This window comes from Exiguobacterium sp. SH0S1 (genome assembly GCF_004337165.1).
GTDB lineage: Bacteria > Bacillota > Bacilli > Exiguobacteriales > Exiguobacteriaceae > Exiguobacterium > Exiguobacterium aurantiacum_A.
In genome coordinates this window covers 237311-260815 of the sequence record NZ_SJVC01000003.1, presented here as the reverse complement: position 1 = coordinate 260815, position 23505 = coordinate 237311, and the positions used below count along the sequence as shown (strand labels likewise).

Sequence of the window (23505 nt, the reverse complement as noted above, 5' to 3'; positions counted from 1 at the left end):
TTTTTGTTAACGTGTCCATTCAAAATATTTTCGGGCGAGCTCGGTGAGCGGGCTCTCGAAGAGCCGCTTCCGCCAGTATAGATCGGCCGCTTTCTTAACGGCCTCGCTCCGCGAAGGATACGGATAGATCATACGTGACAACTTGCCGATTTTATCACCGCGTTGCATCGCATAGACGACAATCTGCATCCAATCGCCAGCCGTCATCCCGACCGCGTGTCCTCCGAGAATCTTGCCGTTCTTCCGGGTGATGATTTTGACGAAGCCTGTCTCTTGGCGATCGGCGACGAACCGATCGACTTCGGACAGCTTCGCCTCAAAGATTTCGATGTCATCCCCGTGACGCTCACGCGCCTCGGCCTCGGTCAATCCGACATGGAACACTTCCGGGTCGGTAAACGTGATCCAAGGCATCTTGCTGTAATCGACCTTGTTCCATAGCCCGAACAAGGCGTTGGCGACGACCGCCTTGCCTTCTTCGCCAGCCGCATGTGTGAACGGTAACGTCTTGATCGTATCTCCGATGGCGAAGATGTGGGACTGTGACGTCCGATACGTCGACGTCACATCGACATAGCCGTCTTTCACGTCGACTTTCGCCCGATCAAGGCGAAGTTCTTCGATGCGTGGAGCACGTCCTGTCGCCATGAGCAGTTTTTCCGCCTCATACTCGACAGTTTCCCCATCGACTTCGGCTGTGACTTTGATGCGTCCTGCCACTTCAGCAATCTGTTTGACCTTGACACCGATTTCTAGATGCAGCGCCATCTCAAGCTGTGAGCGGAGCAACGCACTGACAGACTCGTCTTCTTTCGGCAAGAACGCGTCTTGCGCCTCGAGCACGGTCACTTGGCTACCGAGCCGCGCGAACGACTGTGCCAGCTCAAGTCCGACCGTGCCGGCCCCGATGACGATGATGCTCTCTGGGAGCGTCTCTTCTTCAAACACGTTTTCATTCGTTAAGTAGGAAACGTTGTCCAATCCATCGATTGGCGGGACGGTCGGTTTCGACCCGGTCGCGATGACGAACTTTTTACCGATCAGTAAATCGTCACCGACTTTCAGTTCGTACGGGCTTTGGAACGACGCTTCTCCGATGTATACATCGACCCCGATCTTTTCGAAACGCTCCGTCCCATCGTGTTCTTGAATGATCGCCCGCGCTTTGTCGACTCGTGCTTTCGTCGTCTTATAATGATCGCGCCCGTCAAACTCGGCTCCGAGCACACGTGCGGCCTGCATCATCGAACTCGCATCTTTCGAGGCTGCGATGAGCGCCTTCGACGGGATACAGCCGACGTGGAGACAATCGCCACCCAGATGTTTTTTCTTCTCAATCAGTGCGACTTTCACACCTAAATTCGCGGCACCGGCTGCGACCGTCATCCCGGCCGCGCCTCCCCCGATTACAATCAACTGATAGTCCTTCATCCCATCAACCTCCGATATCGTTTGCTTACGTCGTCCATCCGTTTCCGGTTCACACCGAAGTCGGAATGACCGAGTCGTGAAGCAGAACGAAATTCTACTTGTCTCGCTTCATCGTCAAATAAAAATTCCACATCATCTTTAAAACGCATCACTTTCGAAGAGACGACGTAATGGAGCGTGTCCGTCGTCTCCTCGGCAAGCTCCGTCCGAGGTAGCTGCCCCATCACCATTTTGATGGTTTCGACCGTTTGATCGCGGTCTTTTCCATACGGAAGCGGGTCCATGTGCAGCGCTTTGATCGACGTTTGTGTCGATACGGCATTCGGACTTCCTTTCAACGGTTTCAATGTTTTTGCGGCCACGACAAAAAACCTCCCTCATTCTACATACAATTGTATGTATCCTGAATTCGGAAGGTTTAACCCTTTTATTGCAGTTCGCTCGGGTCGAGCGGTAACAGAACTGTCACAGTCGTCCCTTGTCTGACTTCACTTTCGATGACAAGTTTCCCTTCATGCGCCTCGATCAACTCCTTAGCGATCGCAAGGCCGAGGCCGCTGCTGCCTTTCGTCACTTGCGCTTGATAGAACATTTCCGTGATGCGCTGCAAGTGTTCTTTCGAGATGCCAGGTCCTTGATCGATAATCGAGATGAAGGCGACCCGCTCCGACTGGACGAAGCGAACCGTGAGCGTCCCGCCGACTGGTGAGAACCGGATCGCGTTTTCAAGTAAGTTTAAGAATACTTGCTTGAGCCGGTTCTCATCGAATAGACCGACCGACTTGGCCGGGTAGCGCTCGATCAACGTAATCTGCTTATCTTCAAGCGATTGTTTCAGTTGAATCGTTACTTTGCGTAACAGGGAGACGAGATCGAGCTCTTGACGATAGAGCACGAGACGACTCTCCTCGATTTTCGTGTAGTCGAGCAATTGCTCGACGAGACCGATCATTCGCTCGGTCTCCGAATGAATGATACTCAGACCGAGCTCTGTCTCGTCTGACAGTTGTTCGTCCCCGCCTCGGATCGTCTCAGTCCAGCCTTTGATTGAAGTGAGCGGCGTCCTGAGCTCATGGGAGACGTTCGACAAGAATTCGTTGCGCGTCGATTGGTGCTGTTGCACTTTAGCGCCTAAGTAAGTCAGCGTCCGGGCAAGCGCCCCGAGCTCGTGCTTCTCGTTCGAATATACCTCGACGTCGAAATCACCTTGCGCCATCTCGTCAGCCGTCTCAATAATCTCGCGGATCGGACGGACGAAGCGGTCCGCGATTCGGATGACCGCGTATAGCGCCACGAGCCAAATCAAGACACCGATCATGAGGACCGCCATCCAAATCTCGCGGATGAGCGTGTCTAAGTCTGCGAGCGGACGCGTGAAACTGATGGCGAACTCACCCGTTCCCTCGGTCATGATTGGGCTCGTCACCGACAGAAAGTGTTCTTCGTTCACGTCATAGTCTTGGACGACCGACTCTCCTCTAGCGAGACGCTCGAGCTGCTCAGGTGTATACGACGCTTGTTGTGCTCGCTGTCCGGTCGTTTTTATAATCGCGCCAGAGCGGTCGACCATCGTCAAATCCGTACCCGGATACCCGAACGTCCGGACGAGGACCGAGAACGCGCTCGGTGTCTCAAATCCGACTTGCGCCTGTGGATACAAATAAGCACTTGTCGTCGCATGGCTGACCAACGCATCGGACTCATACTCGTAGTAATAACGGTACGTACCGTACGACAGGACGCTTACGAGCAGTAAGAGCACGAGTGTCACGACAATCATCATGCGGATGACGAGCTGTTGTCTCATCCGTCATGTCTCCGCCACTTATAGCCATGCCCCCATAGCGTCTCGATATAGGCCGGATGGCTCGGGTCGTCTTCAATCTTTTGCCGTAAGCGGCGAATGTTGACGTCCACCGTCTTCCGGTCCCCGAAGTAGTTGATGCCCCAAACCGCATCAAGAAGCGCATCACGTGATAAGACGACTTCTTCGTTTTGGACGAGATGACAGATCAAGTCATATTCGGTCGGCGTCAAATCGATCGATTGTCCGTATTTCGTCACTTGTTTCGCCGCCAAGTCGATGGCGAACGGTCCTGACTTGAGACGTTTCTTCTCTTTGCGCTTCACTTTTTCGACGCGTCGCAGGAGCGCATGAATGCGCGCGATGAGCTCGCCCGGGCTGAACGGCTTGGCGATATAGTCGTCCGCCCCTTTCCCGAGACCTTCGATTTTATCTTCTTCAAGCGTGCGTGCCGTCAACATGATGATCCCGACGTTCTCGTCTAAGTCACGAATTGCGGCGCACGCTTCAAAGCCGTCCATCTCAGGCATCATGACGTCTAGCAAGACGATATCGAACGGTTCACGATCGAACGCGGTGACCGCTTCACGGCCGTTCGTTGCCTCAAAGACATCAAATCCGGCTCGTTTTAAATTTACGATGATAAAGCTGCGAATCGCATGCTCATCTTCGGCTACTAATATCCGATTCATATTTCCACCTCTTCTGGAGTTCACTACTCTACATTATAGTTACGTTTTTGCGACAAGGTTGTCAATTGACCTCAAATCGTATTAGGATGGAGTCATTAGATTCTGAAGGAGGACTCCTTACCACTATGAGTTATAACATGATTGTTTTAGATATGGACGATACGCTCCTCACGAGCGACCACACGATTTCCCCTGTCACGAAAGCGGCGTTACTTGACGTCCAAGAACGCGGCCACAAAGTCGTTTTAGCAAGCGGACGTCCGACGTACGCCATGTGGGAAGCAGCTCGTGAACTCGAGCTCGCCAAATATGGTAGTTACATCTTGTCATTCAACGGTGCTTCAATCATCAATTGTGAAACAAATGAAGAAATCTTCTCAAGCACGTTAATGCCAGACACAGTCGCCCACCTCCATGATATCAGTGTCCGGGAGGAAATCGCGATTCATACGTACATCGGTAACGAAATCGTAACCGATCAGCCGAACCCGTATACCGATCTCGAAGGCGAATTGACGGGCATGCCGGTCATCCACGTCAACGATTTCAAAGAAACCGTCACGACCCCTGTCGTCAAATGCCTCATGCTCGGCGATGGAGAAACGCTCGCCCCAATCGAGACGAAGCTACAAGTCGAGCTCGAAGGCAAGCTCGCCGTCGCCCGTTCGAAACCGTTCTTCCTCGAGTTCACGGAAGCCGGTGTGACGAAAGGGACGAGCCTCGCCTTTTTGGCTGACCACGTCGGAATCGACCAAGCACACGTCATCGCTTGCGGAGACGGCAACAACGACTTGACGATGATCGAATGGGCCGGACTCGGTGTCGCCATGGGTAACGCCAACGCCACGGTCAAAGGGAAAGCCGACTTCATCACGAAGTCAAACAATGAAGATGGAATCGCCCACGTCATCGAGACGTACATGAGCAGTGTCGTTACGAATCGTTAAGCAATAACCGTTTGAACCAAGGAGGAATCACGATGAATAAAGGATTGAAACGAGCTGGACTCGGACTAGTCGGAACGGCCGTCGCCGGTGCTGCCTACGTCTTCTTGTCACCGAAGCCTGCGTCCCGTCTCGTCAAAACTTCATTTACTGGAGGCAAGGAAGTCGCGATCAAAGGATTCGACGAAGTCGTTCAAAAGACGTCGGTCCGTAAAGACATCGATTACTATTCTGCCTACGAGAACGGGACGTTCGATTTGATTCGCTATGAAGGCGATAAGCATGTCGTCCCGACAATCTTTTGGGTGCACGGTGGCTCGTTCGTTGGCGGTGATAAGGCCGATGTGTTCAAGTATGCGACGTCGATCGCAAGCAACGGCTACAACGTCGTCAGCATCAACTACGCCCTCGCCCCGGACGTCACGTATCCGGTGCCACTCCAGCAAATCGAAGAGGCGTACACGTATATTGCCGACAACAACGATCGCTTCCGACTCGATCTCGACCGCGTCTTCTTCGCCGGAGACTCGAACGGAGCGCAGCTCGTCGCCCAATTCATCGGGATTCAACTGAACGATGACTATGCACCGTCAGCCGAAGTGAATCAAGTCGTCCCGCAAGACTCGATCCTCGGCGCGGTTCTCTTGTCTGGCCCGTATGATTTGAAACGGACGATTCTCGAGTCTTCGAAAGCCGTCAACCGTTTCTTGTTCAAGCGGATCGGTTGGGCCTACTTCGGGACGTATAATTGGGAGAACCTCCCCATCGTCAACGAAGCGTCTCCTCTCGTCAACATCCCGGCCACGTTCGTCCCGACGTTCATCACCGACGGGAACACGGGGTCGTTCGAGACACAAGCGAAAGAGTTCGCGACGATTCTCTCCGGACGGACTGACGTGACGAGCGTCTTCTATAATCGAGATGAATACGAACTCGGAAACAGCTATCACTTCGAGATGGATCAACCAGCAGCCAGTTCAACGTATCGTCGCTTGATCACGTTCTTGCGCGAAACGACCAAATAAAAACAACCCCGACTTTTTTCAAAGTCGGGGTTGTTTGCGTCATTTGAGCAAATCCATTGCGCGGCCAATCAGCTCGTTGCGAGAGTCTGAAGTTTTCCGTAACGCTTGTAGCCGGTCGATGAGTGCTTGACGAAGCTCGTCTGACTGAACGAGTTCCAAGCATTCAATCTGAGCCAACCAGGCGTCTGCATGCTCAGAGAGGACCATCGGGACGAGAGCGTCGATCGACTCCCCTTGTTCACGCATGAGCCGGATGCGATTGAAGAGCGGGTCGTCTTCCGTCCACGTCCGGGCGTCCCGTTCGATTTGAACCGGTTTCTCTAGGACGACGAGCTCTTCGACGTCCGTGCCCGGGAAGATCGACGGTAGCGAATCGTGTCTCACTTCAAGCGTCGCGAGCTCGATTTGTTTGCCGTCGATGTGCACGCTCACGTCTTCTAGCGTGATCTCGTCTGTCGTCTCGCTGACGATGCGGCCATCGAGGCGAACGTCCGCTTCCGCGAGCGCTTCTTGGATTGGTCCATCTAAAACGAGTAGTCCGTGATTGCTCAAATTGCGAAGCTGGCCGTGGTCAACTTTCACGCAGTCCCCCCATTGAACGAGGGCAACTCGGCCTGTGTTCGTCACGTGTCGAACCGTTCCGACACGGTCGGTCCCATCTTCGAGCCGGATCGTCGATTGACTTCCTGAGGCGAGCGCCTTCTCAAGCGATGCGATTCCGCCCGTGTGGACGGCCATCCGTGATTCGAGTTCATCGAGCGCATCCGTCAACGCCTCGAAGTCAGGGATGACGAACAGTTCACTTTGCATATTCGTCACATCCTGTTTCGTCTCTAGCGCATGCTCGAGGTTGAACGGATGTTTCGTGACGGCGTCGGTCAGGCAGTGACGGCTCTCGCCGACCGAAGACAACAGTCCGGCCCCGTAAATGAGCGGGCGCTCGATGTCGCCGATCAGTCCGAACTCGACCGTCCACCAAAAGATACGTGCCACTTGCTGCGCTTCGGAGAAGCCCGTCACTTGCGCTTTCGCTTCATGCAGCGCTTCTAAGGCGGCTTTGACATCCGCTTCCGTCGAGTTGGCATTCTCTTTCACGATCGTCAGTCGTTTGAGTGCCGCGAACGAGGCGTGTTCCTCACGGTTCATGAACGCTTTCGCGCCAAGTTGACCGAACCGTTTCACGATTTTAGAAAACTCAGGGTCCATCAGCATCGGCGCGTGACCGGCCGCCTCATGGATAATGTCTGGTGCCGGGCTGTACAAGATGTTCTCGACTTTCCGGATGTCGGTCGCGACCGGTAACATCCCGTTCCCTTGGAAGTCAAAGAACGCGACGCCAGGAATCAATCCGTCGACCGCGACCGTCGACCAACCGGCCGCTCGCATCTCGGCGGTCATTTTTTCGACGTCCGGGAGGCGTTCTGGTCCCATGCCTGTCTTTTTCAACCCTTCGATGTAGAACGGATGGGCCTTGCCTTCGAGCGTATGCAAATTGAGCCGTAATACGAAGCGCCAGACCGCGTGATCGGTCGGTGTGTACTCGTTGTAAAACTGGGGCGAGATATGAGGCGCCAAGTGGCGTGGGATTGATTGTGTGAGCATGATATTTCCTCCTTTTGTCTACTGGACGTCAAAAAGTCCCTATCGATTCACTCGATAGGGACGACTTAGCCGCGGTACCACCCTGATTACTAGACGTTGTCTAGTCACTCTAATCCGATAACGGGGGACCGCTCACATGTGAGAGCTCACAAACTGTAATTCGATTCATCTTTTGGGCGTGTTCGCAGCACCACACGCTCTCTGGGCCAGGGAAGATGTCTCTACTTCGGTTTGATCATCGCTTTTGTTACTGTTATGCAGTTATGCTTCTACGCGAACTTGCTTTTAAGCGTTAAAGTATCTTGTTGGTTGTAACTTTACCAAATCGTTTTGTCGACGTCAACAAAAAACAGTCCGCAACTGCGAACTGTCACAAACACCAATCAATTTCAGGTTGTCCCCACTGTTTCAGCAAATCGTTCACTTGCGAGAACGGACGGGATCCGAAGAAGCCGCGGTGTGCCGACAGCGGACTCGGGTGGACCGATGTCAAGATCGCGTGCTGCGGCCCGATCAGCTTTTGTTTCTTTTTGGCATCGTTTCCCCAAAGAATAAACACGATCGGTTGCTCACGCTTCCCGAGTTGCTCGATGATCGAGTCCGTGAACTGAACCCATCCTTGTCCGCGGTGTGATCCGGCCTTACTCGCTTCGACCGTGAGCGCGGTGTTGAGCAACAATACGCCTTGGCGGGCCCAGTTCTCTAGATTCCCGCTCTTCGGCACGCTACAACCCAAGTCTTCATGCAACTCTTGAAAGATGTTGCGCAGCGATGGCGGAAAACGGACACCGTCTTGGACCGAGAAGCTGAGTCCGTGGGCCTGATTCGGACCGTGATACGGGTCTTGGCCGAGGATGACGCATTTGACGTCTTTAAACTTCGTGTAGACGAACGCGTTCCAAATGTCTTCCCGCTGCGGATAGACGGTCGTCGTCGCATACGCCTCATCGACGAACGCTTTCAAGTCAACGAAGTACGGCTGCTCCATCTCTGCTTCAATGATGTCACTCCAGTCGCCGAGCAAGCGGTCTGATAACTGTTCTCCCATTTGATTCGCCCCTTTCCGTCTTATCATACCCGAATCGACGGCACACAAAAAGACGAGCCCAGTGGACTCGTCCGATGATTATACTGTGACTATGCCTGCTACTTCTTTCGCAAGTGCTTCTGCTTTCGCTGTCGCGTCAGCAACGATGTCTTCGATCTTGTCTGGGAACTGGTTCATTCCTTCAACCGCAAGTGTCGTCACTTCGTTCACGCCGACGAACGCAAGCGCTTGACGGAGGTACGCGTCTGCAAAGTTGAGGTCTGTGCCTGTGTAGATGCCGCCTGTCCCTTGAATGTGGATCGCTTGTTTGTTCTCAAGGAGACCGACCGGCCCTTGCTCTGTGTAACGGAACGTCTTGCCGGCTGAGAGGACGCTGTCGAGGAACATCTTCATGCGTGCTGGGAAGAAGAAGTTCCACATCGGCGTCGCAAACACGTAAAGGTCTGCTTCCATGAACTTCTCGAGCATACCGTTCATCGTCGCGACTTTTGAAGCTTCGACGTCTGTGAGTGCTTCACCAGACGCGAATTTTCCCCAAGCGCTTAACACGTCGCCATCGATTTCTTGGACGTCGACATCGTAAAGCTCGATTGCTTCGACTTCAAGCGATGCGTTTTCTTGTTGAAGCTTCGTCATGAACGCTTCTGCGACTTGTTTGCTGTATGACAACTCTGTCGGTTTTGGGTTAGCTGATACGTATAATACTTTTTTCATAATGGGTTCCTCCACTGGTAATCTCTATTTTGATAACAACAGTTAGAACTATATCATCTGTATATCTCACCGTCAATTATTTCAACTTCAAGATAATTGACAAAAAAACAGGCAGGCGTTATTTGCCTGCCGCGTTGTAGCCGACGCGTTTCAATAAATCGATCAACGTCTCGGTCTCTTGTTCGCTGAGCGGTCCATAAATATCTTTGAAGATTTCAATATGCTCAGGATAGACGACGTCCATCAATTGCTTGCCTTCGCCTGTCAACGACGCGTACGTGACACGACGGTCTGACGGGCAGGCGACGCGCTCGATGAGCCCTCGCTTCTCAAGCTTGTCGATCACATACGTGACGCTGCCACTCGTGATCAAAATTTGATCGCCGATTTGTTGCAGCGGCGTATCTCCTCGTTTATACAATACGGATAGAACACCGAACTCTGTTGAATTCAATTGGTGGCGTCTAAGATCGTCTTTGACACGATCACTGATTGCGTCCATCGCTCTTGCTAAGACGACCCATGCCTTCAATTCGAGTGATTCAATCATGTCGGTTTCACCTCAATTCGTTCATCATTTACCTTTAGTATAGCAGGACATGAGCAGTATACGTCGCTAAAAACACTTCGTCAAGAAACTTCTCCGTTGTCGCGTCTCCTTGAAACGTTTAGAATAGAACTATTGTGATTTTTAGAAAGGGTGGACGGTATGCGTGAGTATTATGAGATTTCATTGACGATTAAAGCAGGCTATTTGAGTTCGGTCATCGAGTTGTTGAACCGGGAAGGCATCGCCCCTGACTATGCTCTTGAAAAAGAAGGCGCGGTCTTTTTACTGTTCAACCACTTGCCATGGCCGAACGTCACGCGCGAACCGCACGCAGTCGAGCGTTTCTTGTTGACGTTGTCGCGCGAAGACTACCTGTTCGTCAAGACGAAACGAAAATCGCCCGTACCCGGCCATGAACCGGTCGCCTGCATGGGAGCGTACGATTCGCCTTTCCACGAATATTTGAAAATCGAGCTCGCCGTCGACGAATCCGATGCGAGCCATCTCGATATGTCGGCGTTCCGCCATTACTAAACAACGCACGCGCGTTGTTTTTTTTGATGACTAGGTTTGAGCGTGGACGGGAATATAGGACAATATCTGACTGATAAAGGGGAATGTCTTGAATGGATACAGTTATGTTGATCGTCAACCCATCGTCTGGGAAAGAATTAGGGAAAGAGCATGCGCCGTTCGCTGAAGAAGTGCTACGCGAACGTTACGGAAACGTCGACGTCCGTTTTACTGAAAAAGCCGACGACGCCACACACTTCGCACGAGAAGCGGCGTCGAAACAATATAAAGCCGTCGTCGCCATGGGCGGCGATGGCACGTTAAACGAGACGGTGGCCGGTCTCGCCGAAGCCGATCATCGTCCCGACTTCGGAATCATCCCGCTCGGAACGGTGAACGATTTGGCACGGGCTCTCGGCGTACCGAGTGACCCGAAAGAAGCGATTGAAGCGCTGCGAACGGCAAAACCGTCACCGATGGACATTGGGAAGTATGAACACGGCTACTTCATGAACGTCATCGCCATCGGCCTCATCGCTGAGGCGGTCGATGAAGTCAGCGTCGAAGAGAAGACGAAATGGGGCCCGTTCGCCTACTTGATTGAAGGCATCAAAGCGTTCCGGGAACACAGTCCTTACTCGTTATCAGTTCAGGCCGAAGAGCACACGTTCGACGGGGACGCTTTTCTCGCCGTCATCGCGCTGACGAACTCGGTCGGCGGCTTTGAAAACTTCGAGCCTGATGCGAAGTTGAACGATGGCCTGCTTCACGTCTACTTGTTTGAGAATCTCGGTTTCACAGACGCCTTCCAGCTCGCCCCGGCCTTATTTACCGGCAAGCTTAAAGAAACAGACAGTGTGACCGCGTTCCAGACGAAGCGGGTGTATGTCGATTCGCCTGATTCGCTTCCGGTCAACGCCGATGGGGACACGGGCGGGAAACTCCCGCTCACGTTTGAAGTGCTCCCAAGCCATCTCCAAGTGCTGAAACCAGTCTAATCTCTCGCCTCGGCATAGAAGGCTCGTTCGAGAAAGGAGAGATCGTTCGATGAACATCACACTCGTTCCGCTGCTCGAAGCGTCAGACGACATCGTCAAGACGTTCAACCGGTGGAACAACGATCCCGAAATCGTTCATTTGATCCGCCCTGCTCGCTCGGAAGAAGAACTCGCGGCCGAGCAACGGATGACCGTCGCCGACTTGACGGATCGACTTCAGACACACGATATCTTTCTCATTTACGCTGACGACAGGCTCGTCGGCGAGGTGAACGTGATGTATGACGCAAACCATCTATACGTTCAAGAACCAGGGAGTGCCTGGCTCGGACTCGTCATCGGGGAAGCGGCGGGTCGCGGCAAGGGTGCGGGCAGCGAGGCACTCCGACTTTTGGAGGAACGGCTTCGTCACCAAGGCACCCCGCGCATCGAGCTCGGCGTGTTCGGGTTCAACGAGGCGGCACACCATCTCTATAAGAAGCTCGGTTATGAAGAAATTGCGCGCATCCATGCGTTCACGTACTGGAACGAACAATTTTGGCCTGATATCCGCATGGAAAAGCGACTGACATGACAAAGACCTTCCTCAAGCGAGGAAGGTCTTTCGTCAGTTGTTCAAGTTTTCGACTTCGACGACGCGGAACCCTTTTTGTTCGAGTTTGGCGACGATCTTGTCTTTCTTCGGCTCATCACAGTCAGGCGGCAACGTGATCAAAACACGGCGAAGGACTTTACTCTTCGCGTCGAGCGTCATCAAACTCGCGATAGACGAGTATTTGCTGACGACTTTCGTGATTTTCTCGAGCGCACCTACCTGCTCGCTAAGTGCGATCGTGACGACGTAGCTGCCTGTGTCACGGCTCCACGCCTCTTCGAGCATGCCGAGCATCTTCCCGTGTGGCAAAATGCCGTAAAATTCATTGCTCTCGTCTTTTAGGACCGCGATATACGGTAACTCTTTGATCGAGAAGAAGACTTTGAAGAATCCGTCCGACTCGTGGACGTATTTCTGCGTATTTTTAATCAATTCCATGACGTTGTCGTCAAGGCTCGCGCCACTCATTCCGTGACGGTAAATATGCATCTTATAAATGTTACCGCGGAAAAATATTCCCGTCTCATCGAGGACAGGGACACAGCGGTATCCTGTCTTTTCAAGCGTATCGAGCGCTTCACGTAACGTCGCCTTTTCACTGATTGTGACGACGTCTTTTTTTGGAATGCATAAGCTATGCACTAACATGCGGTTTTCCTCCTAGCAAATTAAAAGTGGTCTACACCCTATTCATTACTATTCCCCAAATATGATTGAAATCCTGCCATCTTTTTCAAAACTTCGATTCAACCTTTGGCGGTCATGGGATTTGTCGTAACGCCTAAAAGTCGTTATAGTGAAACTATCCAAACAGACAAAGGGGATTGAACGACTATGACGATGAAAAAAGCATTAACGATCGCTGGTTCAGATACGAGTGGCGGTGCAGGCATTCAAGCTGACTTGAAGACGATGGAAGAGCTCGGTGTGTATGGCATGACCGCACTCACGGTCATCGTAGCCCAAAACCCGCATAACGCTTGGCACCATGAAGTCTTCCCGATTGATACGACGTTGATCGAGAAGCAGATTGACACCGTCCTCGCCGGAATCGGCGTCGATGCCGTCAAGACAGGGATGCTCCCGACTCCAGAAATCATCGAGCTCGCGGCTCGTAAAATTAAAGAGTACGGCATTCAAAACGCAGTCGTCGACCCGGTCATGGCTTGTAAGGGAGCCGACGAGATCCTCAACCCGGACGTCGCCGTCGCGATGCGTAAGCACCTCGTCCCTGTCGCCAAAATCATCACGCCGAACTTGTTCGAAGCGCGTATGCTCGCTGGCCTCGACAAGACACCGTCGACGATGGAAGAAATCAAAGAAGCCGCACGCTTGATCCATGAGCTCGGTGCTGAAATCGTCATCGTTAAAGTCGGTGGAAAACTTGGGTTCGACACGGCGTTTGACGTCCTCTATGACGGTAACGAGTACCGTCTGCTCGAAAGCGAAAAGATCGAACCTGCTTTCACGCACGGTGGCGGTTGCACATTCTCTTCAGCCATCGCCGCATCACTCGCGAATGGACATTCCGTCGACGAGTCGATTCGCATCGGGAAAGAGTTCATTACAGAAGCGGTCCGTCACTCGTTCCGCCTCAACCAATACGTTGGGCCGACGAACCATACCGGTTATCGTCAAAAACTAGCAACACAATCATAAACAAGGTGGCCCGGGGCGAACGTCCTGGGTCATTATTGCCATTGGAGGAGACTAGCGTGAAACCGATTCAACCTGAAACGATTCAAACGTATTTAAACGCACACGTGTCGACGCCTTTATACGCTCACGTCGAGACGACGAACGGCGCTTACGCCACACATAACGACCCGGATTTCCATAACGCCGGGATGTTTATCCGTAACGTCGTGATCGAGTACAGTATCGGTCAAATCAAAGGAGACGGACCGTATCGAGTCGGACTAAAGCTCGATCACGGCTGGCTCTACGTCGAAGGATTGACCGACTTTGAACAACACGGTGAACAGTTGCTGCTCGCCGGGCACGACCGTCTCGGACGCCTCGCCTGCGCGCTGCATCTAGACGTCAAACCGCTCCCGCAAGGAGCATCGGAGGTGGACAGCCAATGAACGGACCGTTACTTGTTATTTTCCCACACCCGGACGATGAGGCGTTCAGCTCGGCCGGAACGATCATTCAACATCAGAAGAACGGATTCCCCGTCACATACGTCTGTCTGACACTTGGTGAGATGGGCCGTAATATGGGCTCGCCAATCTTCACGACGCGTGAAGAACTACCAAGAATCCGTAAACGCGAGCTCGAGGACGCCTGTGCCGTCATGGGCATCGACGACCTCCGGATGTGGGGACTGCGCGACAAGACCGTCGAATTCGAAGACGAGACCGAACTGACGAATCGCTTCAGCAAGTTGATCGCCGAAGTGAAACCGACCCGCGTCATCTCATTTTATCCAGGATATGCCGTCCATCCCGACCATGAGGCGACAGCACGAGCGGTCGTCCGGGCGCTCCAAGAGATGGACGAAGCGAAGCGTCCCGAATTTTTAGGTGTCGCTTTTGATCACCGGACGGAAGATGAGCTCGGCAAACCTCACGTCCTCATCGAAGTCGGTCAGGAGAGTGCCGCCAAACGTGAGGCGTTGCTCGCCCACCGTTCACAGACGGAAGGGTTGCTCCGTGCAATCGACAACGCAGAAAACGCCCACGTCATGGAGTTACTCCAACGTGAGCGCTTCTATCATTATCCGTTCTCATGATTCAAACGCGTAACGCGTCATATACAGCAACAAACCTACAGTCCCTAACCCGATCAACGTTCCTAGCACGACGACGATATGTCCCATGTTCTCACCTCTACTTGGTTTTACGAACTGAATGAGTAATAAGTTTCAATAACGCGTGTGCGAACACGCGTTATTTTTATTAAAAGTACAAGACGTAGATAACGGCAGCCAAGACGAGCCGGTAAATCGCGAACGGCGTCAGTTTCACTTTGTTGATCAACTTCAAAAAGAATTTGATGGACAGCAACGCGAACAAGAACGCACTGACGAAACCGATCAGGAAAACAGGCAGCGTGTCGACCGTGAAATAGCTCCACTTGCTGTAAAGCGAGAGCGCGCTCGCCCCGAACATGATCGGGACGGCCATGATGAACGTGAAGTCGGCCGCAGCCCGGTGACTCATCCCGAGCAACACTCCGCCCGAAATGGTCGAGCCCGAACGTGAAAAGCCTGGCCAAAGCGAGAAACATTGAATCAAGCCGACTCCAAGCGCTTGTTTGTATGTGATGTCGTCGAGTGTCGGCGTCGTTTGTCGTTTCACGCCGGACAAGTCGGCGGCAATCATGAAGAACGCACCGATGACGAGTCCGATCAATACCGTCTTAATCGAAAACAGATGCGTGTCGATGTAGTCCTCAAACATGAGTCCGAGCACGGCCGCCGGGAGCAGACCGATAAAGATATGTAGCAGGTTCAACTTTTTCGTCGGCCCTTCATGTCGAATCGCGAGCAATTCTTTCGGATTCAATAACGCTTTGAACCGACTCCTGAAAACGACGATGACCGCTAAGATCGAACCGAGCTGAATCACGATCTTGAACGTGTTGGCTACTTCTTGACCTAGAAAACGACTCGAGTTGAGCCAAATATCGTCGACCAAGATCATATGTCCAGTCGAAGAGACAGGCGCGAATTCCGTCAATCCTTCGACGACGCCTAATAAAAAACCGATGAATAATTCATACCATTCCATTGCATTGTCCCCTACTCCAGTATTGCTTTTTATCATACACGGACGGGACGACGTTCTCTCTCGGTCTTAAGACGTAAAAAAAGAGGACGTAATGCCCTCTTTCCCCTTACATCAATAAAGGAAGCCGGCTAATGTGCAATCTTAGCCGCTTCTTGAGACCACCCCCCGACTCAGGACGGCTTGACACGCGCACACGAACGAACCGATGACGAAGAAAGCAGTAAATAGCGACAATCCCGCACCCCCGATGAACAATACACCGAGTCCGATAATCCCGCCATGCAAGAGCATCGATACCGTTGACTCGGTCGTGGCTCGAATCATGGACGGAAGAGCGCGATGGAGCACCCCGAAGTAGAGCGGTTCGACCGCCCCGACGAGTAGCGCCATCAGTGCCATCCAGAGCAGTCCGAACTGATTTGGGAACGTTCCGAGCAGTATAAACCCGATCCCGATACCCCAAGCGATGAGTTGTTGCCAGCGAGCGACCGGGGCAACTTTCAATAACACCGGGGCAAGCAGTTGACCGGGAATTTGAATGAGCAACAGTACGGTTGAGACCGCCCCGAACCAGTAGATCGGGACATTGACGTCACGCGCGTACAGCTGCCAAAACTCATCCACGAAATTGAATGCACTAACGACCAACACGAACGACCCGGTCAGCATGAGCAGTGACTTGTCGTTCCAAATGAAGCGGAAACCAGCCTTTAACTGCCGCCATGTCACCGCTTCTTCGTGGACCACCCGTCTCGGTTCGACGAGCAATAGACTGCACATCGTCGCGATGAACAGGCTCACAAGCGATAGCATGTAGTTGAACTCAAACGGAAACTTGGTCGCGAGCAAACTTCCGCTAAAGGCGGCGATGACGGCCGCGACGAGCCCGATGGCATTCAGGCGACCTAGCAATCGCTCAAACGCATCCGTATCTCCGTCTTGCTCGAGCGTTTCATACAACAAAGCGTTCTCGGACCCGCTGCGCAGCACCGCCCCGATGGCGGACAAACTAATCGCCAAGACAAACCCAATCAACGAAAACGACAGCAACAACACAATAAACGATAGCCATTCGAGCGCAATGCCGATTTGCAGCAGACGTCGTCGTTCCCAGCGGTCGGCTAAGACGCCGGTCGGCACTTCAAGGAACACGACGATGACGGCATAGACGATTTCCGTGTAGACCACTTCTTGAATCGTGATGCCGCGCGACTCCCAAAACAGACGTTCAATCGTATAGGCCGGAATCAACGCCTCAAACCAGCGCATCGCACCAAGCAACCCTACGTTTCGACGGACTTAGCTAGGGGACCGTGCTCTTCGTCTCATCATGATCTCCTCCTTGTTTACCTATTCCCGATTCCACAAAAAAGCCACGGAACATGTCCGTGGCCGATAGATTATTTTAATAGGTTGAGCATCTCACGGTTAAACGCCGGAATGTCGTCCGGTTGACGGCTCGTGACGAGCTGATTTTGGCAGACGACGACTTCTTTGTCGGCATACTTCGCACCGGCATACTCCATGTCGACTTTAATCGACTTGTACCCGGTCGCGTCGCGGCCTTCGAGCGTCTTCGCCGTGATCAACAGTTGCGGCCCGTGACAGATAGCGAATACCGGCTTCTTCGCATCCATGAACGCTTTCGCGAACTGGACGAAACGTTCGTCTTCGCGCAACAAGTCAGGTGAGAATCCGCCTGGTAAGAGCAGAGCGTCAAAGTCTTCTGGAGACACGTCGTCGACACTTTTGTCGATCGTGACTTTTGCCTCGCCTTGTTTGCCTTCGACGGTGTTACCGGCTGCCTTTTCGATCGTGACAACTTCGTGCCCCGCCTCCACCAATGCGTCGCGTGGACCTGTGAACTCTACGTCTTCAAACATATTCGTGATTAGCGTTGCTACTTTTGCCATATCGGAAACACTCCCTAATTTTTGTTTTATGCACATAAGGACTGTTCCACCCGTCACGGACCGTTAAACATTCAGCGGAATTTTGAGACGTACGGATTGTCCCGCTCGAAGAAGCGGTACGCATAGTCACGCGCCTCGCCGCTGTTCGGGATACCGATGCGCGGACCGGCCTCAATCTCGTTCACACCGTCCCCTTCGATAATATAGAGCGGTTCATGTTGGAGCGAGTGTCCGTACAAGTCCATCGTGATCCCGAGCGCCTTCGTCAGTTTACCGGGTCCGTTCGTCCGGTCGAACCGTTTGATGCCAGGACGATTGAATTCAATTAACTCCTGCCCGACGACGGGTTCGATTGCCCGGATCAACACGGCTTCCGGTGAGCCGATCGGACCGCTGACGACGTTCAAGAGCGTATGCGTGTGCATTTGATACGTGTATACATGTCCAGACTGCCCGAACATGATCTCGGTCCGATTCGTCCGTCTGCCGCCAAAACTGTGGGCTGCCTGATCGACCGCCCCGAGATACGCCTCCGTCTCGACAATCTTGCCAATGATCTGTCCGTCGAGATGATCATGGACGAGATAGTGTCCGAGCAACGACCGGGCCAGTTCGAGCGTCGGTTGTTCATAAAATGATGGGTCGAGCCGTTTCATCGTCATCCCTCCTCGTCCTTATTTTCTCAAACGAGGCTTGGCGACACAAAAAAGATGCCCTGAACGCGTTCAGGACATCACTTTCATTACGATGCGAGCTTGATCGCATCACGCTGCTTCCCCAACTTCACGTAACCGAGCACGATCGAGAAGATCGGGCTGAGCCAAAGGAAGAACGCGAACGGTGCGTATTCGAGCACCGGCACGCCGAGTGTCGCGGCGAAGAAGGCACCGGACACACCCCAAGGAATGAGCGGGTTGATGACCGTCCCGCCGTCTTCAAGCGCACGCGACAAGTAACGTGGGTCGATGCCGCGGTCGATAAATCCTTGTTTGAACGCTTGCCCCGGGAGCAAGATCGACAAGTACTGCTCACCGGCGAGCAAGTTGACACCAATCGAACTGAGCACGACTGACAGCACCGAGCTGCCTGGTGACTTCAGACGCTCTAGTAACGCATCGACGATTGCTTGGAACACGCCCAGCTCACGGAGCAGTCCACCGAAGGCGAGGGCAATCAACACGAGGCTGACCGACCAAAGCATCGATTCAAGGCCACCGCGATCGAGCACGGCCGCGATCGTCTCGTTCTCGACGCCCGACTTGAATCCGGCCTGCATGACACCGAACCAGTTCGAGACGTTCCAATTACCTTGGACGAACCCGGCCGTCAACACACCGGCGAACATCCCGACGAGCATCGTCGGCAATACCGGCATCCGACGGAAGGCGAGAACGGCGACGAGGACCGGGGCGAGCAGTGTCAACCATGACAAGTTGAACCGTCCGGCGAGTGCCGTCTGTGCTTCCGCGATTTGCGTCGTGTCGGCTGCTTGACCGCCGCGTCCGAGAACTGTGAATAAGATGAGTGTGATTACAATCGCGGGAACGGTCGTCCCCATCATGAAGCGGATATGGTCGAACAGTTTGACACCAGCCACAGCCGGTGCGAAGTTCGTCGTATCCGATAGCGGACTCATCTTGTCACCGAAGAGCGCACCTGACACGATGGCTCCGGCGGCGAGCGCCGGGGAAATCCCGAGTGCCATCCCGATCCCGAACAAGGCGACCCCGACGGTACCGACCGTCGTGAAGGCACTGCCCGTGAACGATGACACGATCATCGTGATGAGAAGCACGCTCGGTAAGAACCACTGGGCTGAGATTGTATTTAAACCGATGGAGAGGATCGTCGCCACCGTGCCAGACATTTGCCATACTCCGATCAGCATCCCGATCAACAATAAAATCATGATCGGCATAATCGCTTCACGAATCCCGTTGATCATCGCGGTCTCGATGCGTTTAAAGTCGCGCGTACGATAATACGCGTATCCCCCTATTAGTACCATTGTGCCAAAGATCGCCATATGTGGCGTCGCTTTGGCCAAAAACATCAGTGCGAGCAAGGAAATCCCGCTCATCAGCACGACGAATACAGCCTCTTTCCCTTTCATCTGCATCGACGTCCCCTCCTTTCAGTTCCATTATTTTCTACCTAACCGCTTAAACGCTTTTATGCATGAAAGTGTGTCAGTGATGTTCTTTACTATACCTACTTCTCTTTTCCCTGTCAAACGTCTTTTTATGGTAAAGTAAACGCTCGAGGGTGACCTCCGGAGTTCGTAACCTCCTCCGACATCAAAACTAGCGAAAAAGGAAGTGTGCACGTTGCAACACGAAAAAGCATTGGTCGTCTTCAGTGGCGGTCAAGATTCAACCACTTGCCTGTTTTGGGCAAAACAACAATTCTCTCATGTGGAAGCCGTGACGTTCGCCTACGGGCAGCGCCATGATGCGGAAATCGAGGTCGCGAAAGAGATCGCGGCCGAACTTGATGTCCCGCACCACATCCTCGATTTGTCCTTACTCGGACAACTCACCTCAAACGCGTTGACGAGACATGATCTCGACATCGACAATGCGGACGTCCCAAATACGTTCGTCGATGGACGCAACCATTTATTCTTATCTTTTGCGGCCGTCATGGCCAAACAACTCGGTATGCATCACATCATCACCGGCGTCTGTGAGACCGACTTCTCGGGCTACCCGGACTGTCGCGACCAATTCGTCAAATCATTGAACGTGACGCTCAACTTAGCGATGGACTACCCGTTCGTCATCGATACGCCGCTCATGTGGCTCGATAAAAAGCAGACGTGGGAACTCGCGGACCGGCTCGGAGCGTTCGACTTCATCAAAGAGCGGACCCTCACCTGCTATAACGGTGTACTCGGTTCAGGCTGCGGCGAATGTCCGGCGTGTGTACTCCGTCAAAACGGGCTCGCTGCATACGAGGAGGTACGCGTATGAAACACGCCCCATTCCTCGCCCCGACGAGCGTCGAGGCCAAACAAGACGGCTCGCTCATCTACTGCCCGCACCGCGTCCAAATCGTCAAAGAAGTGACGTTCGATGCGGCCCATCACTTGTTTGATTACGATGGGAAGTGCCGAGCGCTCCACGGACATACGTACAAACTTCAAATGGGGATCAGCGGTTTTCTCGACAATCGTGGGATGACGCTCGACTTCGGTGACTTGAAAGCCATCTTTAAAGAAGAGCTCGAACCGTATCTCGACCACCGCTATTTAAATGAGTCCCTTCCATATATGAATACGACAGCAGAAAACATGTGCTACTGGATTTTCGATCAGCTCGCTAAGCACTTGCCTGACGAACGCGACGTCCGCGTCGAATTCGTCCGCCTTTATGAGACACCGACGTCCTACGCCGAGTTCCGGCGCGAATGGCTGGTGGACTGATGAAGATCCCTGTCCTCGAAGTGTTCGGGCCGACGTTTCAAGGTGAAGGCCGCGCCATCGGACAGAAGACGATGTTCGTCCGGACCGCCGGTTGCGATTATCGCTGCGCCTGGTGCGACTCCGCCTTCACCTGGGACGGTTCGGAAAAACCCGACATGCTCTCGGCTGACGAAGTGATCGAGCGCCTTGACGCACTCGGGATGTACGATTACGTCACGATCTCAGGCGGCAACCCGCTCCTCATCGCCGGTATGAAAGATTTGGTCGAAAAGTTGAAGGCACGCGGCGTCAAACTCGCCGTCGAGACACAAGGTAGCCGGTATCAAGACTGGCTCCAAGACATCGACGACGTGACACTCAGCCCGAAACCACCGTCGTCCGGCATGACGACCGATTGGGAAAAACTCGACGCCATCGTCGAACGGCTGCGTCCCGAACAGACGACGTTTAAAATCGCCGTGTTCGATGAGGTCGATCTCGCCTATGCGAAAGACGTCCAAACCCGCTACACCCCGGACGTCATGTACTTGTCGGCCGGCAACCCTGAGCCCGGGGCGGACGGTGACATCACCGACGCGCAGCTCAGACGTTTGAAAGAGTTGTGGGAAGACGTCGCGCGTGACCCGTCATGGCAAAGCGTCCGTGTCTTGCCGCAGCTACACACATTACTGTACGCCAACGAACGTGGCGTCTAAGGAGAATGAATATGAGACCAGAAGACTTACAAGACTTGTCACTCCTCGGCCAGAAGAGCGTCCCATACATTTTTGAATACGCCCCGGACGTGCTCGAGGCGTTCCCGAACCGGCATCCGGAAAACGATTATTTCGTGAAGTTCAACGCACCGGAATTCACATCGCTCTGTCCGATCACGAATCAGCCGGACTTTGCGACGATCTACATCTCGTACATTCCGGACGAAAAACTCGTCGAGTCGAAGTCACTCAAGCTTTATTTATTCAGCTTCCGTAACCACGGCGACTTCCACGAAAACTGCATCAACGTCATCGGGAAAGATCTCGTCAAGCTGATGGAACCGCGCTACCTCGAAGTGTGGGGCAAGTTCACGCCCCGCGGCGGCATCTCGATCGACCCGTACTACAACTACGGCAAGCCGGGCACGAAGTACGAGCAAATGGCCGAACATCGCCTGTTCAACCACGACTTGTACCCTGAGACGGTCGACAACCGTTAAGCAAAAAGTAGGCGCTCATCCAATTGAGCGCCTACTTCTTTTTGTAACGGTTGATTTGTTGCTTGATTGGTTCGCGGAACACGGTCGCGACGAGTGTCAACACGACAAAGACAGCGAGCGCGAGGATGACCAGCTTCATATCCCCGCTCGCGAGGCTACTACCGAGAAAATTATTAGCGAACGCCCCCGGAATCATACCGACCGAGGTCGCGAAGACATAAGCTGGGAGTCGCACTTTCGCCAAACCTGAGGCATAACTGACCAAATCAAAGTTGACGAGCGGGATCAATCGTAAGATCAAGACGTAAAAGAATCCGTCTTCTTCGATTTTGTGCTGAATCTTCTCATAATCGCTCGATTCGAAATGGCGCAGAAACCGGTCTCCGAAGCGAACCGCTACATAATAAGCGACGAGTGCGCTGAGCGTGGCACCGATGACCGTATAGACGACACCGGGCAGCGTCCCGAACGCCAACCCGCCCGCAACCGACAAGACGGACGTCGGAAATAAAATCAACGGGCGAACGGTGAACAATAAAATATAAATGAGCGGGGCGAGCCAACCGAATTGAACGATATAGTCTCGGATCTCCCCCGGTCGCAAGTCGATCCACTGATAGAGAAACGTCGCTGTCCCGAATACGAGCAAAACGACGGCAATGACCCATTGTGTTTTCCACTTGTTCATCGGTCGACCTCCCCTCTTTCTTTCATCATATCGCCTCACCTCGAAAAAGTAACGCCTTCCTTTTTTTAGGAATCACAGTGTGGTACGGTTAGAAAAAGCAGAAGGAGGAATCCCAATGTACCTGGCAGATGCCATCAAATTGAAACACCTGCTCTTGAAGCAGATTGATAAGTTGTTACAAGAAGTCGAACGGGTCGCGTTCATCGAGCTCGAGAAGGATGAGCCGCTCCCGACAATCCAATCCCGCTCGCTCGAGGATATCGAGGTCGAGCTCCAATCGATTCGGACCGACATGCGTCGTCTCGACCGCCTCGTCTGTGAAGCGCACTTGCATAACGTCATCGAGACGAACGATGGACCGCTCCCGCTCGTCGAGGCGATCGAGTTCGCCGTTCAGTTGCGAGCTCAGGCTCGGATGTATCAAGACTTGGCCGAACGTCCGAAACGCGAATTTCAATCGGGTCACGGTGAAGGCACTTCTGTCATCAAGCACGCGCTTTATGATCCGGAACTGTACCGTCTGAAGGCGCTCGACGTCGAGAAACGGGCCAACCGTATCTCAAGCGCTATCGATGCGGCCAATCACCGAACCGAAATCGATTTTGATGCGAGCCGATATATGTAAGCTAAAA

28 protein-coding genes and 1 other annotated feature are annotated in these 23505 nt (G+C 53.1%); of the genes, 13 read left to right on the top strand and 15 right to left on the bottom strand.

The window, feature by feature from the left end; all coding sequences use genetic code 11:
• Nucleotides 1–6 precede the first annotated feature (6 nt).
• From EVJ20_RS10435 to EVJ20_RS10420, 4 genes are all read right to left on the bottom strand, one after another.
• Nucleotides 7–1431, bottom strand: coding sequence for a dihydrolipoyl dehydrogenase family protein (locus EVJ20_RS10435; RefSeq protein ID WP_070328307.1), 1425 nt, complete (start codon nt 1429–1431; stop codon nt 7–9).
• A complete protein-coding gene (locus EVJ20_RS10430; protein WP_070328308.1) occupies nt 1428–1793 on the bottom strand; it encodes a DUF1499 domain-containing protein in 366 nt (121 codons plus the stop codon). Before EVJ20_RS10430 ends, EVJ20_RS10435 begins: the two co-directional genes overlap by 4 nt.
• A 65-nt stretch (nt 1794–1858) precedes the next feature.
• Nucleotides 1859–3238, bottom strand: coding sequence for a sensor histidine kinase (locus EVJ20_RS10425; protein ID WP_070328309.1), 1380 nt, complete (start codon nt 3236–3238; stop codon nt 1859–1861).
• Nucleotides 3235–3927, bottom strand: coding sequence for a response regulator transcription factor (locus tag EVJ20_RS10420; protein WP_131457893.1), 693 nt, complete (start codon nt 3925–3927; stop codon nt 3235–3237). The genes EVJ20_RS10425 and EVJ20_RS10420 overlap by 4 nt, the downstream gene beginning before the upstream one ends.
• 125 nt (nt 3928–4052) lie before the next feature.
• Between EVJ20_RS10420 and EVJ20_RS10415 the strand changes: the two genes are divergently transcribed.
• Complete coding sequence (locus EVJ20_RS10415) at nt 4053–4874, top strand: Cof-type HAD-IIB family hydrolase (RefSeq protein WP_131465979.1); 822 nt, start codon at nt 4053–4055, stop codon at nt 4872–4874.
• Nucleotides 4875–4906: 32 nt separating this feature from the next.
• Entirely contained in the window at nt 4907–5896 is a 990-nt protein-coding gene (locus tag EVJ20_RS10410) for an alpha/beta hydrolase (RefSeq protein WP_131465977.1), read from the top strand.
• A gap of 39 nt (nt 5897–5935) precedes the next feature.
• Here EVJ20_RS10410 and EVJ20_RS10405 read toward each other — a convergent pair whose 3' ends face one another.
• From EVJ20_RS10405 to EVJ20_RS10390, 4 genes are all read right to left on the bottom strand, one after another.
• Entirely contained in the window at nt 5936–7498 is a 1563-nt protein-coding gene (locus tag EVJ20_RS10405; protein WP_131490606.1) for an aromatic amino acid hydroxylase, read from the bottom strand.
• Between the two features lie 53 nt (nt 7499–7551).
• Nucleotides 7552–7746, bottom strand: a binding site (T-box leader).
• A gap of 122 nt (nt 7747–7868) precedes the next feature.
• Nucleotides 7869–8546 (bottom strand): uracil-DNA glycosylase, encoded by a 678-nt coding sequence (locus EVJ20_RS10400; RefSeq protein ID WP_070328313.1) that lies wholly within the window; start codon nt 8544–8546, stop codon nt 7869–7871.
• Between the two features lie 78 nt (nt 8547–8624).
• Nucleotides 8625–9260 (bottom strand): FMN-dependent NADH-azoreductase, encoded by a 636-nt coding sequence (locus EVJ20_RS10395; protein ID WP_131508150.1) that lies wholly within the window; start codon nt 9258–9260, stop codon nt 8625–8627.
• Between the two features lie 118 nt (nt 9261–9378).
• Nucleotides 9379–9810, bottom strand: coding sequence for a MarR family winged helix-turn-helix transcriptional regulator (locus EVJ20_RS10390; protein ID WP_016509745.1), 432 nt, complete (start codon nt 9808–9810; stop codon nt 9379–9381).
• Between the two features lie 159 nt (nt 9811–9969).
• Between EVJ20_RS10390 and EVJ20_RS10385 the strand changes: the two genes are divergently transcribed.
• From EVJ20_RS10385 to EVJ20_RS10375, 3 genes are all read left to right on the top strand, one after another.
• Nucleotides 9970–10344 (top strand): hypothetical protein, encoded by a 375-nt coding sequence (locus EVJ20_RS10385; RefSeq protein WP_070328315.1) that lies wholly within the window; start codon nt 9970–9972, stop codon nt 10342–10344.
• A gap of 92 nt (nt 10345–10436) precedes the next feature.
• A complete protein-coding gene (locus EVJ20_RS10380) occupies nt 10437–11321 on the top strand; it encodes a diacylglycerol/lipid kinase family protein (protein WP_070328316.1) in 885 nt (294 codons plus the stop codon).
• A 49-nt stretch (nt 11322–11370) separates the two neighbouring features.
• Nucleotides 11371–11895 (top strand): GNAT family N-acetyltransferase, encoded by a 525-nt coding sequence (locus EVJ20_RS10375; RefSeq protein WP_131465970.1) that lies wholly within the window; start codon nt 11371–11373, stop codon nt 11893–11895.
• Nucleotides 11896–11928: 33 nt separating this feature from the next.
• On the opposite strand, the gene cbpA is transcribed toward EVJ20_RS10375, so the two are convergent.
• The gene (gene cbpA, locus EVJ20_RS10370; protein WP_070328318.1) at nt 11929–12564 is read right to left on the bottom strand and encodes a cyclic di-AMP binding protein CbpA; all 636 of its coding nucleotides are present in this window, start codon (nt 12562–12564) and stop codon (nt 11929–11931) included.
• Between the two features lie 186 nt (nt 12565–12750).
• On the opposite strand from cbpA, the gene pdxK reads away from it, so the two are divergent.
• Genes pdxK through bshB2 form a run of 3 tightly spaced genes read left to right on the top strand, consistent with a single transcriptional unit; the run spans nt 12751 to nt 14653 of the window.
• Nucleotides 12751–13575 carry a pyridoxine/pyridoxal/pyridoxamine kinase gene (gene pdxK, locus EVJ20_RS10365; protein WP_070328319.1) on the top strand — a complete coding sequence of 275 codons (825 nt, stop codon included), beginning with the start codon at nt 12751–12753 and terminating at the stop codon, nt 13573–13575.
• Between the two features lie 56 nt (nt 13576–13631).
• The gene (locus tag EVJ20_RS10360; protein WP_016509734.1) at nt 13632–14003 is read left to right on the top strand and encodes a YojF family protein; all 372 of its coding nucleotides are present in this window, start codon (nt 13632–13634) and stop codon (nt 14001–14003) included.
• Nucleotides 14000–14653: a bacillithiol biosynthesis deacetylase BshB2 gene (bshB2, locus tag EVJ20_RS10355; protein ID WP_016509728.1), complete on the top strand. Its 654-nt coding sequence runs from the start codon at nt 14000–14002 to the stop codon at nt 14651–14653. The genes EVJ20_RS10360 and bshB2 overlap by 4 nt, the downstream gene beginning before the upstream one ends.
• 166 nt (nt 14654–14819) lie before the next feature.
• On the opposite strand, the gene EVJ20_RS10350 is transcribed toward bshB2, so the two are convergent.
• The 5 genes from EVJ20_RS10350 to nhaC all read right to left on the bottom strand — a co-directional run bounded on the left by EVJ20_RS10350 (nt 14820) and on the right by nhaC (nt 19685).
• Entirely contained in the window at nt 14820–15653 is an 834-nt protein-coding gene (locus EVJ20_RS10350) for an undecaprenyl-diphosphate phosphatase (RefSeq protein ID WP_070328320.1), read from the bottom strand.
• Between the two features lie 141 nt (nt 15654–15794).
• On the bottom strand, nt 15795–16922 hold the full coding sequence (locus EVJ20_RS10345) for an MFS transporter (protein ID WP_131490602.1): 1128 nt from the start codon (nt 16920–16922) through the stop codon (nt 15795–15797).
• Nucleotides 16923–17053: 131 nt separating this feature from the next.
• Nucleotides 17054–17566: a type 1 glutamine amidotransferase domain-containing protein gene (locus EVJ20_RS10340; RefSeq protein WP_131490601.1), complete on the bottom strand. Its 513-nt coding sequence runs from the start codon at nt 17564–17566 to the stop codon at nt 17054–17056.
• 71 nt (nt 17567–17637) lie between these two features.
• On the bottom strand, nt 17638–18228 hold the full coding sequence (locus tag EVJ20_RS10335; RefSeq protein WP_131490600.1) for a DNA-3-methyladenine glycosylase: 591 nt from the start codon (nt 18226–18228) through the stop codon (nt 17638–17640).
• A gap of 80 nt (nt 18229–18308) precedes the next feature.
• Nucleotides 18309–19685: a Na+/H+ antiporter NhaC gene (nhaC, locus tag EVJ20_RS10330; protein ID WP_131444130.1), complete on the bottom strand. Its 1377-nt coding sequence runs from the start codon at nt 19683–19685 to the stop codon at nt 18309–18311.
• A gap of 208 nt (nt 19686–19893) precedes the next feature.
• On the opposite strand from nhaC, the gene queC reads away from it, so the two are divergent.
• From queC to queF, 4 genes are read left to right on the top strand one after another with little or no spacing between them, the layout of a single operon-like run.
• Complete coding sequence (gene queC / locus EVJ20_RS10325) at nt 19894–20538, top strand: 7-cyano-7-deazaguanine synthase QueC (RefSeq protein WP_035386372.1); 645 nt, start codon at nt 19894–19896, stop codon at nt 20536–20538.
• Nucleotides 20535–20990 (top strand): 6-carboxytetrahydropterin synthase QueD, encoded by a 456-nt coding sequence (gene queD / locus EVJ20_RS10320; protein WP_016509716.1) that lies wholly within the window; start codon nt 20535–20537, stop codon nt 20988–20990. Before queC ends, queD begins: the two co-directional genes overlap by 4 nt.
• Nucleotides 20990–21685 carry a 7-carboxy-7-deazaguanine synthase QueE gene (queE, locus tag EVJ20_RS10315; RefSeq protein ID WP_201739013.1) on the top strand — a complete coding sequence of 232 codons (696 nt, stop codon included), beginning with the start codon at nt 20990–20992 and terminating at the stop codon, nt 21683–21685. Before queD ends, queE begins: the two co-directional genes overlap by 1 nt.
• Nucleotides 21686–21696: 11 nt before the next feature.
• The gene (queF, locus tag EVJ20_RS10310) at nt 21697–22185 is read left to right on the top strand and encodes a preQ(1) synthase (RefSeq protein ID WP_070328325.1); all 489 of its coding nucleotides are present in this window, start codon (nt 21697–21699) and stop codon (nt 22183–22185) included.
• Nucleotides 22186–22216: 31 nt separating this feature from the next.
• Here the strand turns inward: queF and EVJ20_RS10305 are convergent, their stop codons facing one another.
• The gene (locus tag EVJ20_RS10305) at nt 22217–22873 is read right to left on the bottom strand and encodes a TVP38/TMEM64 family protein (protein WP_131465962.1); all 657 of its coding nucleotides are present in this window, start codon (nt 22871–22873) and stop codon (nt 22217–22219) included.
• A gap of 115 nt (nt 22874–22988) precedes the next feature.
• On the opposite strand from EVJ20_RS10305, the gene EVJ20_RS10300 reads away from it, so the two are divergent.
• Nucleotides 22989–23498 carry a hypothetical protein gene (locus tag EVJ20_RS10300; RefSeq protein WP_070328327.1) on the top strand — a complete coding sequence of 170 codons (510 nt, stop codon included), beginning with the start codon at nt 22989–22991 and terminating at the stop codon, nt 23496–23498.
• The last annotated feature ends 7 nt before the right edge of the window (nt 23499–23505 follow it).

Bases quoted from the DNA above. Each gene is read 5' to 3' on its own strand.
- EVJ20_RS10400 (WP_070328313.1), bottom strand. From the start codon at position 8,546: ATGGGAGAACAGTTATCAGACCGCTTGCTCGGCGACTGGAGTGACATC.
- EVJ20_RS10380 (WP_070328316.1), top strand. From the start codon at position 10,437: ATGGATACAGTTATGTTGATCGTCAACCCATCGTCTGGGAAAGAATTA.
- EVJ20_RS10300 (WP_070328327.1), top strand. From the start codon at position 22,989: ATGTACCTGGCAGATGCCATCAAATTGAAACACCTGCTCTTGAAGCAG.
- EVJ20_RS10305 (WP_131465962.1), bottom strand. From the start codon at position 22,873: ATGAACAAGTGGAAAACACAATGGGTCATTGCCGTCGTTTTGCTCGTA.
- EVJ20_RS10340 (WP_131490601.1), bottom strand. From the start codon at position 17,566: ATGGCAAAAGTAGCAACGCTAATCACGAATATGTTTGAAGACGTAGAG.
- EVJ20_RS10435 (WP_070328307.1), bottom strand. From the start codon at position 1,431: ATGAAGGACTATCAGTTGATTGTAATCGGGGGAGGCGCGGCCGGGATG.
- EVJ20_RS10335 (WP_131490600.1), bottom strand. From the start codon at position 18,228: ATGACGATGAAACGGCTCGACCCATCATTTTATGAACAACCGACGCTC.
- pdxK (WP_070328319.1), top strand. From the start codon at position 12,751: ATGACGATGAAAAAAGCATTAACGATCGCTGGTTCAGATACGAGTGGC.
- EVJ20_RS10345 (WP_131490602.1), bottom strand. From the start codon at position 16,922: ATGCGCTGGTTTGAGGCGTTGATTCCGGCCTATACGATTGAACGTCTG.
- EVJ20_RS10385 (WP_070328315.1), top strand. From the start codon at position 9,970: ATGCGTGAGTATTATGAGATTTCATTGACGATTAAAGCAGGCTATTTG.
- queF (WP_070328325.1), top strand. From the start codon at position 21,697: ATGAGACCAGAAGACTTACAAGACTTGTCACTCCTCGGCCAGAAGAGC.
- queD (WP_016509716.1), top strand. From the start codon at position 20,535: ATGAAACACGCCCCATTCCTCGCCCCGACGAGCGTCGAGGCCAAACAA.
- EVJ20_RS10350 (WP_070328320.1), bottom strand. From the start codon at position 15,653: ATGGAATGGTATGAATTATTCATCGGTTTTTTATTAGGCGTCGTCGAA.
- EVJ20_RS10415 (WP_131465979.1), top strand. From the start codon at position 4,053: ATGAGTTATAACATGATTGTTTTAGATATGGACGATACGCTCCTCACG.
- EVJ20_RS10405 (WP_131490606.1), bottom strand. From the start codon at position 7,498: ATGCTCACACAATCAATCCCACGCCACTTGGCGCCTCATATCTCGCCC.
- EVJ20_RS10390 (WP_016509745.1), bottom strand. From the start codon at position 9,810: ATGATTGAATCACTCGAATTGAAGGCATGGGTCGTCTTAGCAAGAGCG.
- EVJ20_RS10410 (WP_131465977.1), top strand. From the start codon at position 4,907: ATGAATAAAGGATTGAAACGAGCTGGACTCGGACTAGTCGGAACGGCC.
- EVJ20_RS10375 (WP_131465970.1), top strand. From the start codon at position 11,371: ATGAACATCACACTCGTTCCGCTGCTCGAAGCGTCAGACGACATCGTC.
- bshB2 (WP_016509728.1), top strand. From the start codon at position 14,000: ATGAACGGACCGTTACTTGTTATTTTCCCACACCCGGACGATGAGGCG.
- cbpA (WP_070328318.1), bottom strand. From the start codon at position 12,564: ATGTTAGTGCATAGCTTATGCATTCCAAAAAAAGACGTCGTCACAATC.
- EVJ20_RS10420 (WP_131457893.1), bottom strand. From the start codon at position 3,927: ATGAATCGGATATTAGTAGCCGAAGATGAGCATGCGATTCGCAGCTTT.
- queE (WP_201739013.1), top strand. From the start codon at position 20,990: ATGAAGATCCCTGTCCTCGAAGTGTTCGGGCCGACGTTTCAAGGTGAA.
- nhaC (WP_131444130.1), bottom strand. From the start codon at position 19,685: ATGCAGATGAAAGGGAAAGAGGCTGTATTCGTCGTGCTGATGAGCGGG.
- EVJ20_RS10395 (WP_131508150.1), bottom strand. From the start codon at position 9,260: ATGAAAAAAGTATTATACGTATCAGCTAACCCAAAACCGACAGAGTTG.
- EVJ20_RS10425 (WP_070328309.1), bottom strand. From the start codon at position 3,238: ATGAGACAACAGCTCGTCATCCGCATGATGATTGTCGTGACACTCGTG.